Annotated in this window: 14 protein-coding genes and 1 pseudogene; 6 read left to right on the top strand and 9 right to left on the bottom strand. The window is 40.6% G+C overall.

All coding sequences use genetic code 11. The features are described from left to right. Position 1 precedes the first annotated feature (1 nt). The 3 genes from ACFFGT_RS17575 to ACFFGT_RS17565 all read left to right on the top strand — a co-directional run bounded on the left by ACFFGT_RS17575 (position 2) and on the right by ACFFGT_RS17565 (position 1,548). Positions 2-439, top strand: a complete 438-nt coding sequence (locus ACFFGT_RS17575) for a helix-turn-helix transcriptional regulator (protein WP_377023839.1) — start codon at positions 2-4, stop codon at positions 437-439. A gap of 50 nt (positions 440-489) precedes the next feature. Beyond that, positions 490-903 (top strand): VOC family protein, encoded by a 414-nt coding sequence (locus ACFFGT_RS17570; RefSeq protein WP_377023838.1) that lies wholly within the window; start codon positions 490-492, stop codon positions 901-903. Between the two features lie 108 nt (positions 904-1,011). Then, complete coding sequence (locus ACFFGT_RS17565; RefSeq protein WP_377023837.1) at positions 1,012-1,548, top strand: DinB family protein; 537 nt, start codon at positions 1,012-1,014, stop codon at positions 1,546-1,548. Here ACFFGT_RS17565 and ACFFGT_RS17560 read toward each other — a convergent pair. Beyond that, positions 1,522-2,895, bottom strand: a pseudogene (locus ACFFGT_RS17560) (MFS transporter). The gene ACFFGT_RS17565 and the pseudogene ACFFGT_RS17560 overlap by 27 nt on opposite strands. A gap of 164 nt (positions 2,896-3,059) precedes the next feature. On the opposite strand from ACFFGT_RS17560, the gene ACFFGT_RS17555 reads away from it, so the two are divergent. Together ACFFGT_RS17555 and ACFFGT_RS17550 are read left to right on the top strand one after the other, a co-directional pair. Further along, positions 3,060-3,548 carry an Lrp/AsnC family transcriptional regulator gene (locus ACFFGT_RS17555; protein ID WP_377023836.1) on the top strand — a complete coding sequence of 163 codons (489 nt, stop codon included), beginning with the start codon at positions 3,060-3,062 and terminating at the stop codon, positions 3,546-3,548. Between the two features lie 174 nt (positions 3,549-3,722). Further along, positions 3,723-4,817 carry a pepsin/retropepsin-like aspartic protease family protein gene (locus ACFFGT_RS17550; protein ID WP_377023835.1) on the top strand — a complete coding sequence of 365 codons (1,095 nt, stop codon included), beginning with the start codon at positions 3,723-3,725 and terminating at the stop codon, positions 4,815-4,817. 28 nt (positions 4,818-4,845) lie between these two features. On the opposite strand, the gene ACFFGT_RS17545 is transcribed toward ACFFGT_RS17550, so the two are convergent. The 5 genes from ACFFGT_RS17545 to ACFFGT_RS17525 are packed head-to-tail and all read right to left on the bottom strand — an operon-like array spanning position 4,846 to position 8,643. Beyond that, entirely contained in the window at positions 4,846-5,562 is a 717-nt protein-coding gene (locus ACFFGT_RS17545; protein WP_377023834.1) for a LytR/AlgR family response regulator transcription factor, read from the bottom strand. Next, entirely contained in the window at positions 5,559-6,572 is a 1,014-nt protein-coding gene (locus ACFFGT_RS17540; RefSeq protein ID WP_377023833.1) for a sensor histidine kinase, read from the bottom strand. The genes ACFFGT_RS17545 and ACFFGT_RS17540 overlap by 4 nt, the downstream gene beginning before the upstream one ends. A gap of 57 nt (positions 6,573-6,629) precedes the next feature. After that, on the bottom strand, positions 6,630-7,052 hold the full coding sequence (locus tag ACFFGT_RS17535; protein ID WP_377023832.1) for a c-type cytochrome: 423 nt from the start codon (positions 7,050-7,052) through the stop codon (positions 6,630-6,632). 18 nt (positions 7,053-7,070) lie between these two features. Next, on the bottom strand, positions 7,071-7,625 hold the full coding sequence (locus ACFFGT_RS17530) for a YceI family protein (RefSeq protein ID WP_377023831.1): 555 nt from the start codon (positions 7,623-7,625) through the stop codon (positions 7,071-7,073). Between the two features lie 13 nt (positions 7,626-7,638). Then, entirely contained in the window at positions 7,639-8,643 is a 1,005-nt protein-coding gene (locus ACFFGT_RS17525; protein WP_377023830.1) for a metallophosphoesterase family protein, read from the bottom strand. A 196-nt stretch (positions 8,644-8,839) separates the two neighbouring features. Here ACFFGT_RS17525 and yiaA point away from each other — a divergent pair, with 196 nt between their 5' ends. Then, positions 8,840-9,256, top strand: coding sequence for an inner membrane protein YiaA (gene yiaA / locus ACFFGT_RS17520; protein WP_377023829.1), 417 nt, complete (start codon positions 8,840-8,842; stop codon positions 9,254-9,256). A gap of 105 nt (positions 9,257-9,361) precedes the next feature. Here the strand turns inward: yiaA and ACFFGT_RS17515 are convergent, their stop codons facing one another. From ACFFGT_RS17515 to ACFFGT_RS17505, 3 genes are all read right to left on the bottom strand, one after another. Beyond that, a complete protein-coding gene (locus ACFFGT_RS17515; RefSeq protein WP_377023828.1) occupies positions 9,362-9,895 on the bottom strand; it encodes an AidA/PixA family protein in 534 nt (177 codons plus the stop codon). 522 nt (positions 9,896-10,417) lie between these two features. Beyond that, the gene (locus tag ACFFGT_RS17510) at positions 10,418-11,218 is read right to left on the bottom strand and encodes a hypothetical protein (protein ID WP_377023827.1); all 801 of its coding nucleotides are present in this window, start codon (positions 11,216-11,218) and stop codon (positions 10,418-10,420) included. A gap of 55 nt (positions 11,219-11,273) precedes the next feature. Next, positions 11,274-11,927: a hypothetical protein gene (locus tag ACFFGT_RS17505; RefSeq protein WP_377023826.1), complete on the bottom strand. Its 654-nt coding sequence runs from the start codon at positions 11,925-11,927 to the stop codon at positions 11,274-11,276. Positions 11,928-12,174 lie beyond the last annotated feature (247 nt).

Raw genomic sequence — 12,174 nt, 5'->3', positions numbered from 1 at the left:
GATGGACGATCAATTACCCAAAATATACCTTTATCGAAGGCTTGTACAGGCTAAGCTATTTATCGATAAAAATTTCCACGAAACCATCGACCTGAACGACATTGCCGATGAAGCTTACTTTTCCAAATATCATTTCATCAGGCAGTTTAAAAACATCTATGGTAAAACGCCGCACCAGTACCTCATTAAAGTGCGGATTGAAAATGCCCGGTTACTACTAAAGAAAAATATCCCTGTAGCTGATGTTTGTTATGCGGTAGGTTTTGACAGCGTTACCTCATTTTCGGCTTTATTTAAAAAGGTCACCTCCTGTTCTCCTGCAAACTATCAGCAGGCCGAGCTTAAAAAACAAGCTGAGATGCTGCAATCACCCCTTAAATTTATCCCCGGTTGCTTTGCCCGCGAAAAGGAATGGCTGCAAAACCGCAATTTTCAATAAGCCCCATTCTGTTTTGATACCGACATTTGGTTCATCAAAACAAACCACAAATGATAACCAAATTGAACCATGTAAGCGTATTTGTACTTAACCAGGACAGCGCTTATGATTTTTATGTAAACAAACTGGGCTTTACAGTGAATACAGATGCCGCCATGGGGCCGGGAATGCGCTGGCTTACCGTTTGCCCTCCCGAACAGCCCGAACTGGAAATATCACTCATGGCCATAAGCGAAGGCATGATGTTCGACGCGCAATCGGCACAGCAAATGCGTAACTTAGTGCAACGCGGCACCTTTGGGTTTGGTGTTTTTGAATGTAATGATCTTATAGCCACTTACGAGGAGTTAAAAGCAAAAGGCGTTGAGTTTACAAAAGCCCCTACCAAAGAGTTTTATGGCTTCGAAGCCCTGTTTAAAGACGACTCGGGCAATTGGTTTTCATTGGGCGAAAAGAAAAGCTAAAATACTTATATCCACAATGGCACAAAACCACCCTGATTATGGCACAAACGACAAGGTTCAAATTTTGATTTTGCATGGAGATTTGTATTAATCAATCTTCAAAATGTTATGAAAAATCAAATAAACACCATTCCACAAACCGATTCACGCATTAATTTACTGGCAGTATTTGATGATACTGCCAGTAAATTATTATCAACTATTGCCTTATTTAATGAGCAGCAAATCAATATTACCCTATCTGACGATAGCTGGACAGCCGGGCAGATAGCTGAGCATGTTTTTAAATCGGCATCACAACTTATCCCGGTGCTAAACGGGGCCGGAAAACCTGCCGAACGAGATCCGGCCGAAAAGGTAAAAATGATAAAAGATCTGTTTCTTGATTTTGAGGCAAAATTCAAATCTGCTCCAAACATATTACCATCAAATCCGCCGCATAATAAATCTGAAGCTATCGCATCGTTACAAACTGCTATCTCCCAGGTTAGGGAAGTCATTAACTCCAGGGACCTTTATGTTATTTGCACCGACCTTGTAGTTCCTTTTTTTGGTGAACTTACCCGGTTGGAATGGCTATATCTTATTTGCTATCACACACAAAAACATATTCATCAGTTAAAAAACATCGGGCAGTCTTTGTGATTCGCTTAATGATACCGGCGTGTTTTTGGCTACCGGATTTAAAATGTAAATAATGATCCATAATAAACCGATCAATGCGTATATACTAAGGATAACAAGCGACAACCCACTTACAGAAGCACCTTCGGTACCTTTTTGCATAAACAGGGTCAGTATAGATAAGCCCACACCGGCACCTAAAAAGTAAGTGGTGGTACCCAGGCTTGAGGCCAAACCGTAGTGTTGTTTGGGGATGTTTTTTACAGCAAGTACCGATAAGCTTGTAAAGCAGATGGTCATGCCTAACCCGGATATAAATGCAGCTGATAACAGCAGCAAGGGCAATGAATATCCTGTGAACACCGCGCAGATTAAAACCAGTCCACCGGTTAACATGCAGCTCATACCCAGTAAGCCTGTCTGCTCCGTTGTTAGGCGCTTCATGATGCCCGGCAGCATAAACTTAGCTACCACGGCCGATAACAGGCTAAAAGGTACCAGCAGCAGACCTGATTTTGCAGCACTATAATGCATATCCTTTTGCAACAACTGGGATATAATGAACAGGTACCCGGTAAAAAAAGCACCCAGCAAAATAAATACGCCATTTGCTGTAATAACTGATGGTGCTTTAAAAACAGCAAGGTCGATCAGCGGATTTGCACGGCGGGTTAAACGAATGTATAATAACCTCATACAAATTGTTACACCGGCAGCACAAAGTATAATAACAGTGTATTGCTGTTTGATATCGCCCAATTGGTGAACGCCATAGCTAAGCATCAGCAGGCCCATCACCAATAAAATACCCGAAAACAGATCGGGCGATGGCTGCTTTTGTTCGGGGGTATCATTAGTTAGGTAAAGCCAGCCCACAATAATAATTAAAGCCAGTATAGGCACATTGATCAAAAACACCCAGTGCCAGCCCATATAAGTGCTGATGATCCCGCCAATGGAAAGGCCGCTTCCTGAACCAACCGCAGCAAACGAACTAAAGATCCCGATGGCCTTGCTCCGCTCCCGCTCTTCGGTAAAAGTATGTGTTACTATAGAAAGCGCTGAGGGCATGATCAGCGCTGCCGCCAAACCCTGGATAGCCCTTTATAAACTAAGAAACACAAAAGTATCCGACAAACCTGCACCTAATGAAGTTAACAGAAACAATACAGCACCGGTTATAAAGATCTTCTTTGGCCCAACAACATCTGATAGCTTACCACCTATGATCAGGAAACCACCGTATAGCAATACATAAAGCGTTTGCAACCATTGAGCCTGATCGTTAGTTACCAAAAACTGCTTTTGTATTGCCGGAATGGTGAGGTTGATAATAGCAATATCAAGCGCTTCAACAAATATGGCCATGGAGGCTATAATGAGGATCTTGTTCTTTTTTAGTGACATAATTATGAATTTTGTCCTTTCAAAACTATATCAATAGAAATTAATAACATTATTTATTGTCATTTTGGAACATAATTTAAAATTCAATAACTTTAAAAGAACAAACATTCAATCAGCGCCCCGTTATGGCACCTCAAACAGAACAAGAAAAAGCAGGTATCCAACTTGATGAAAAGGACTACGAAATATTACGACTGGTTGAACGGAACGCCAAACTTACTGTACGGGAAATAGCAGTTAAGATTAACCTGAGCCCTACCCCAACACATGAGCGCATTAAACGCCTCGAAAAAACCGGGGTTATTAAAAGCTATACCGCCATTTTAGATAAGCGGATGCTGAACAAGCGCATTATGGTTATTTGCATGGTTACCCTGCGCGAGCATAGCCGCAAAGCCGGGGCAGATTTTATTAATGCAGTACTTGAATTTGATGAAGTAATAGAATGCTATAATATATCGGGCGATTTTGATTTTATGCTCAAGATCGTATCCGAAAGCATGGATAGTTACCACTCCTTTTTTGTAAATAAACTAAGCGAAGTAAAAGGCATTGGGCATTCAAAAAGTACTTTTGTAATGGATATTATTAAAGAAACCAATCATTTGCTTTAGCTGCGTACAATAGCGGCGTTTCCAATCCGTTAATATGTCCGGGTAATTAATCGGTTCAACACCCTGCTTTATCGATTCATTAACCGCCATATCAAATCGTTATCTTATTTTTAGAGCCAACTAAAACAGATCTTTTATCGTATTTATTATCAACCGGGTTTATAACGGATATATATGACTACAAAACATTTACGCTTTACATCCAAACTTATTGGTTGTTTATTAATAACTGTTGCTTTTTTCTCCTGTAAAAAAGACAAAACAACTCCTCAAACGCCCACCATCACTCCGGTTACACTTGGCTTATACGAATATGCCAGTGGGGTTAACAAACGGATCTTTTTACCCGTTACGCAGGTTGGCACAAAGGCAGTTACTTATTACACAGTATTTGATACCGGCTCATCGGGCATGACGCTTGATGCTACCGATATCCTGCCTGCATCAATGATCACATCGGCAGGCATCCAGTTTACCGGCGATTCGGTAGTGGTAAACGGTATTACGGTAACCAGCACAAAGGGCACAATAAGCTTTGGCGATCAGTTAAGCTCAACCAAAGAGTATGGCAATTTGGCCTACGCCAATATTACCATAGGCGATGCACAGGGTAACCTTACGTTAAAAAGGGTGCCATTCTTTTTATATTATAAAATAATTGACGAAACCGGCGCACAATTACAAGCCCATGCCAGCGATGTTTTTGGCGTTGGTCCCGGCACAAGCTATGTAACCAGTTTAATCCAAAGTCCATTAAGAAATTTCAATACCGGTACCAGCCTTACAAGCGGATTTAAGCTGGCCACACTAAACAAAAGCTTGTTTTCTACCAGCGGAACTTATGTAACCAACCTGTTAACTATCGGGCTAAATAACAGCGATCTTTCATCGGCAGGATTTATTATGCACCCCCTTGCTTATTCAAGCAGCGGCGGATATTCACCTAATATCCCCGCAACTATTGCATATAGCGGCAAAACTATTTCAGGGCAAATCCTTTTTGATACAGGCACGCCATCAACAACTGTTATTGAGGATAGGCTGGCAACCAATGCAGTAGGCAACCTTCCGGCAAATTCAACAGTAACTATAACTACCAATAAGGGTTTTGTGTATACCTATACTACATCAAGTACGGGGAACCTTACAGAAGTACAAAACCCTAATAACACAGGCGATTACCGTACCATTTTCAGTCTCGATTTTTTCATCAGCAACGAATACTTAACCGATTATGGCAATCACCAAATAGGGTTAAAAAACAATTAGGCATTAATGCTATAAGGGCAGGTAATATTTATCTTTTAAAAAGCCTGCCCTTTAAAACCTTATCCATTATTTCATCATAAAAGCTCAACCCTATACTAATCTTAGTGCCGTTAAGGTTAAGCATATTGCCTTCAATGCTATTGATCATACCTGTATTAACAACATAGCTTTTATGCACCTGGATAAATTTATCGGCAGGTAGCTTTTCCTGCAGCCCTTTAATAGTGAGATATACAATCAGTTTTTTATGAGTGGTGTAAAGTGTTACGTAATTGGCCATAGCCTCAATGTAAACCAGTTCATCATATAGCACCCGCTCAATTTTGCCATCGCATTTAACATAAAAATGATCGGCTTCATTTTTCCCGGGCGATGCATTTCCCCTCAATACTTTTAACTCCAGCGCCTTTTGCGATGCCTTCAAAAAACGTTCGAGCGAAAATGGTTTTACCAGGTAGTCAACCACAGCCATTTCAAACCCTTCAAGCGCATATTCGCCATAAGCCGTTGTCATGATCACCATAGGCAATTTCACTGCCGACCGAAGAAACTGGAAGCCATTCATTTTAGGCATGTTCACATCAAGGAATATGAGATCGATATTGAGGTTATTGATCATGCTGATAGCTTTCAGCGGATTTTCGGCTGTGCCTGATAACACCAAAAAGTCGGTCTCTTCAATATACTCCTGCAGCAGTTTCCGGGCTATAGGCTCATCATCTATAATAAGGCATTTAAGTATCATATACTCAGTAACACTAAATTTATTTCAAAACTATCTCCACTATCGGTTATCTCAAGCCTGTGTTTTTTAGGGAAAAGGATCTCAAGCCGTCGTTTGGTATTGGCTATCCCAAGGCCCGATGAACGTTCATCCCGGCCAACGAAATTATCCTTAGTATTATAAACCCTGAAATGCAGGTTACCCCCCTCCTGCTTCAGGCTAATATCTACCTTATTTAATCTCCCCTCATTAAATCCTACATATTTAAAGGCATTCTCTACAAAACTTATAAATAGTAGGGGCGCCACATAAATCTGTCCCTTAATATCATCTGCACACAAATTCACCATCACCCTTTCATCTATCCTCCCCTTTTGAATGGCTATATAATTACGGATGTAATTGATCTCCCGGTTCAGATCTATTTGTTCCACATTACATTCGTATAACTGATAACGCAGCATTTCCGAAAATACTAATAGCATATCCCGTGCGTCTTTATTTGATTTATCGATATGCCCGTATATGGAATTGATAGAGTTAAACAAAAAATGCGGATTAAACTGCGCCCTTAAAAAATTAAGCTCATTGGTGGCCCGCTCCTTCTCAATCTGTTCAATGTAAACCTGCGACCGCATTTTTTCGATTACCATTTGAGCTGCCAGGATGCAAACCACCCAAAAAAAGATATTAACAAATGAATCAATAAAAATAGAAATTGCATTGAACCGGGGATTCATTTTAAAAATGTGAACTACAACCCATGCCGATACAGGTACCCTCAAAAGCGCCGTTATAAATATTCCGGTTAAAAAAACGAGGCCAAATTTTATATACTGCTTTTTATTAAGCAGATGCGGAATTGCATATACCGTATTGAGGTAATAATTTACCGAAATAAAAACCAGGTAACAAAATTGGATGGTTATGGCATGGGTTAACACCAGCGTACCGTTCCTGAAAATAAAGATCCAGAAAAGGTACGCCAGCAGCCAAAATGCTATGTGATATACTACTTTGTTGAATTTCAATTTTTCAGGATTATTTAAACGGGTTATTATACATTGATTTATAAAAGCAATTTACAATTAATTATTGCCCGCAGTGCCATCAGGAAATGCCTGCCCCTTATGACAGGTAGTACAGGAAACCACCAGTGCAGAGTTGCCTATCTTTGGGTGCTTAAGCTTAAAATACTTTTTATTGATGCCAATGGTCATGCGCATCATTTGCCGGGTTATTTCCTTTTCGGGTTTTGCATCACTTACAAAATCAAGCCCATGACCGTCCTTTGCATTTGCGTGGCAAAAGCCGCAGGTAACACCAAGGCCATCTTCAAAATCATCGGCCATAATACTTTGCAAATCGTGCGGGCTGATATCCTTAGGCAATACCTTCAGGTTTTGATAACGTACAGGTTCGGGTTTATTAATGGCCATAGCAGCAGTACCTGTTACAGAAGCAACTAATACAATAACAACTGCAAGCTTTCTGTTTATTTTTATCCTCATAAATTTAATTTATTGGGCTTAGCTTTTCCTTGCCATTACGCTGATATTCACCTCCAGTTCATCGGCAATGGTGCTCGTGCCACCTATCCCAAAATCTTTCCGGTTTATTTTAAATGATCCTTTAAAAACATAGCCATCGGCAGTTGGCGTGGCCGAAAAAGGGAATGATACCGGCTTTGCCTTACCTTTCATTGTCAACTCTCCCGTTAGCTGGTACATTCCACTTTTATTTAATACGGCCACCTTTCCCGAAACCAGCCTGATTTTAGGATAATCCTTTATATCAAAATAACTTTCACCCCGTAAATGCTCATCGCGCAGGCTGTTATCAGTGTTTACTGTTGATGCATTTATAGTTACATCAAAACTGCTGCCCGCTACATTTTGGGGATCAAAAATGATATCCCCCTCAAAACCGCTAAATGTTCCGTCGACTCCAAAGCCCAGGTTTTTGACTGTAAATTTCAAGTTTGAACTTTGTTCAACAGGTTTATACTGAGCTTTGCTTATTGCAGCTAAGCAAACCATCAGCAGCAATAGCAACATCTTTTTCATATCACGATCTCTCCTCATTATTTTTGTTCAGTTAATTTTCGGCTTCTATTAAAGGTGTATCAGTAATAGCAAGCGAATGATCATGCTCCACATAATTTACACTGGTTAAACCTAAAAAACCATGAAGCTTTTCAGCCGGCACTTTCATCGGTCCAGGTGATGGTGCACTGCCCGGAGCGGGCTGAGGAAATGCCGTTGAATTGGCTGTATGAAAAGTGATATTCCCCTCAACTTTTTGAATGGTTTGATGGATATGCCCGTTTAATACCGATACCGATCCAAAACGCTTAAGTAAGGCTAAAGCCTGTGCGCTATCATCGGTGCCCCAGCCCCATTGCGGGTAAATAGCCCAAAGCGGGATGTGAGCGAACACTACGATAGGGGTACTGTTTGATAAAGGTCTAAGATCATTCTCCAGCCACTTTAACTGGGCCGGGCCAATGTAGCCCAAGCCACCATCAACATGGTTAGTTACGTTCACCAGGCCTATAAAATGCACGCCATGCGAGTCGAAACTGTACCAGCCATCGCCCAAAGTACCTTTACCGTAGCGTTCAAGGTATAGTTTGCCATTATCGGTTACATCGTGCTCGCCGGGCACATAAAATATTTTTTCGGTTTTTACACTTTTTAACGATTGTTCAAGTGTATCAAACTCATCGGCCTGTGCCAGGTGCGATAAGTCGCCTGTATGCAATACAAACGACGGCGCGTTGGGCATACTGTTAATTTTAGCTATAGCAGCATTCAGCGTACCCACAACATCGGGATTGGCGGCTTTATTAAACCCGATATGGCTATCACTGATCTGTACAAAACTAAAATCAGATTTGGGCACTATCAGTCCTTTTTTAAGGCTGCCTGTTGCCCTGTCAATCATTTGGCTCATACCATATGATTTAAGCACGCCGCCAGTCATCATCCATAATACGCCGGTACCTGCCCAGGCCATACATTCAAGAAAGCCGCGGCGGTCAATCCCATCGTTACCGGTATCGCGACTGGAGTTTTCATCAGCATGAAAGTGATTCTTCATAACGTTATCTTTTGTGTTTTAATGAATTACAGCACTAAAAAACACAAACAACGCCCTATACTATACTATTTTACATGAACCTCTATAAATACTTGATGAACACTATTTTCGGGCAATAAATTGAAGGCCTCCCTTTACTATGGACTTGTTTTTTCGCTGCCTTCTCCTATCTTTAGCATAAATTATCACAATTAATATGGATCAGAAACCATCTAACGCATTTATTGGTGCATCATGGGCAGCTTTAATCATAGGCTTTGTAGGCTATAATATTGGTTTATGGAACGCTCAAATGGCCCTTAACGAAAAAGGATACTACTTTACCGTACTACTGTTTGGTTTATTTGCGGCCATATCAGTACAAAAGAGCGTACGTGACCGATTGGAAGGCATCCCGGTTACAAATATTTATTATGGATTAAGCTGGGCATGCACCTTAATTTCTGTTTGCCTGCTTACCATTGGCTTGTGGAACGCCACATTAACATTAAGCGAAAAGGGCTTTTATGCCATGTCATTTTTACTTACCCTGTTTGCATCAATTGCAGTACAGAAAAACACCAGGGACATGATCAACTTTGATAAAGTTAATATAAAGCAAAGCATCGATTAAAACATTGGTTTAGTAATTCAAAAGGCCGCTGCAAGATTTGCAGCGGCCTTTTTATTACTTTGCTAAAGGTTTATAGCTGATTGGATATATTACGATAACTATAAATTAGTTAACATTAATAAACGGATCCCAGCTAAAATACCCAATAATCTGTCCGGTTGAGTTGTTAACCAGCGTAAACGATAATGAATATTGAATTGTAACCTTAAGCTGTATAATTGTTCCTGAAACAGTACTAACCTGGTTAATAAATTGTGTTGGCGTGTTTGCCGGCGGGTTACCCAAAGCAAGGTAAGAGTAAGCCTGGCCACAGGCGTAAGACAGCGGCAGGTTAATAGCTGTTGAGGGATTAAATGATCCGCCATATAAATATGGTGTTTGATCAAAATTATTATCAAATGTGGTAATAGCCCACTCAACAGTATCACCGCTGTTGGCGCTGATCTGTAGTTCTGATTGTCCCTGGGTACTGTTACTAACGTAGCTGTTAGGAGCAATCATTGCTACGTAAACATTTGATGAACCATAAGATCCTAAATTTGTTGGATTACTTTGTGAACCTCCTGAAAGGCTGCCATCTGCTACCTGAGAAGCTAATTTTGCTCCGTCTACTGCGATTAAAACATTAATTGTTGCCATTTTTAGATGTATGTTTTTTCCTACTCATTTGGCTTTTCGGTTTCGCCCCTGCAATATTGCCTTTACAGGTAGACCCGTTTTTTTAAGTGGTAGCTGAATTCCACCTTTTTTAGCTATTAAATCCCCGTGCCCATGCATGCAGATTTTGCCTGCTGCAAGAGTTTGCATTGATCAGTCCATTGTTTTTCGTTGATGAACTTAAATACTACATGAGGTTTAGCTGCCAAAAAATGAAATTCCCGGGTATCATTTTCACTGTAAAATTAGCAGCGGCGAACAGGCGGTTCAAGAGTATAAATACCTTATTGATATTATGCGTATAAATACCCGGTAATGAGAGGAAAAGCTAAAAGCACAAAGCTAAAAGCTAATAGATTGGCTTCAATTTTATAATAGGTAATCTATAAACTATTGCGAACGGGCGGGATTAGTAAGGTAAAAAGACAGCAACAGTTAAAAACCCTGAACCAGCGAAAAGGATAACGACAGTCAGATTATACTTTAGAAGATAGTATTGCAACGCTATTTCTTATTACAGACCTCGGTAACAGCAGTACGGCGGGTGGCGGTATAAACTATTCCATTTACCATTTCATACCCGGTTGAAACACTTTGAGCGTAGCGTTTTAAAATAACACCGGTATTGTTATCAATGAGTATCGATCCGTTTATCCTGCTATTTAAACTCCCGCCTAAAACAGATGTTTTATATGTAATAACAGTGGTTTGGCCATTAATAGCATAAACAGTGTAGCTGGTTTCGGCCGATGAGGTGGCAGCTTTCCATGAATAGCCTTTTTTAAGTGTCAGGCTAACCGGAAAATCAACCATTAATTGCAGCGTGCTACCCGGCAGTAAGTGTTCGGGCTGTATCCCTGCAAAAGATAAAAGGGTATCATTAGCAACAACAGGCCTTTTTAAATTCAGGATCTCGCCTTTGTTATTTACCGAAACTATTGATGGATTATTTAACATCTTTTGCAAGCCAACCTGGATAATAGAATTTGGATCGGCAGGTTTACCTGAATGATATACCAGGTTTTGGTTCATTGCGTTTATGGTATCAATCAGCTTATCAGTAGTAACGGTAAAAGAAGCCCCCTTTTCAGAAGCCTCAGTTACCTTATAGTTTTTCACAACTATTGAAACCGAACCAACATGCAAGGTTTGGCTGCCACGCTGTAAAACGCAATTTGATTTTGTAATTACCTGCCTTTGAAACTCATCACCCTGTTTAAATCTCACTTGCGCACAGGTAACACCGCTAATAAAGGCCAGTATAACAACTAATATATATTTTAACTCAATTGGGGTACTTTTCATTTTAGTGTTTTGTTATAATGCATGTAAATAATCAGGCATTATGTCACAGCTACTATTATTTTTTCCTGTTTGATTGGGGTTTACCTTTCGCCTTATCTTCCTTTGCCCCGGTTGGTATAGCCAATTTAAAACCGGTATTATCAGGAATTTGTGGGATAGACCACGGTATAAGATCGCCCGGGGGCTGTAAAACCGGTATCGTCCCTGTTATATCGGGCATTACCGGAACCGGGCCTTTTATCATATTTATTTTCCCCGAAACAGTTGGTTCAACAGGAAATGGCGGCAGTTCCGGAGATTCGGGTAAGGGAAGTTCCATGACAGATGAAAGCTGGAGGTCCTGCATGGTTTGCTTTGGCAAATGAGGGGCTTCAGGTGCTTCAGGCGATGGAATTTCGGGCAATCCGGCTGCTGCAGTATTAATATTAGGTTGAACGGGGGCATCAACCACTGGCGGCGTTGAGCCAATTGCTGCCAGTACAGGCATTTGAGTTGACGAAACAAGCGGTTGTGGAAGCACCGGAATATCGGTAAGCGAAAGCACAATAGGTTTACCAGCCGAACCATTGCCCGGTGTATTCCCTTTGGTTATCGTACCCGGTGTTAACGGCGGCGGTACATTCCAATCCGACTGGTTATTCCGGTTTTGTGCAATTGCATGATCCAGGCAGCCCAAAACAATAACTAACCAAACAAAGTATGGTATCAATCTATTGCGCCGCCGGTTTTTTTTCTTTTTTTGGACGATGTATAACATTCCCATTTAATTATCTTTCTGCAGAAAGCGATTGTTTTTAAAACAAACAGTCAGTTTTATTTGATGAATAATATTATTGTTAATTAATAAAGCCTTTATTGATATCAGGTAAGCAAAAATCACATCAGGTATACCGGCAACTTATACGGGTAAAACCGCTAATAAAGTTAATCCTTTTTATCAATTTGCGCTATAAGGC

Origin of the sequence: Mucilaginibacter angelicae (assembly GCF_042434235.1) — a bacterium.
Lineage (GTDB): Bacteria > Bacteroidota > Bacteroidia > Sphingobacteriales > Sphingobacteriaceae > Mucilaginibacter > Mucilaginibacter angelicae.
The sequence above is the reverse complement of the archived record's forward strand: the minus strand, read 5'-3'. Positions and strand labels throughout refer to the sequence as shown.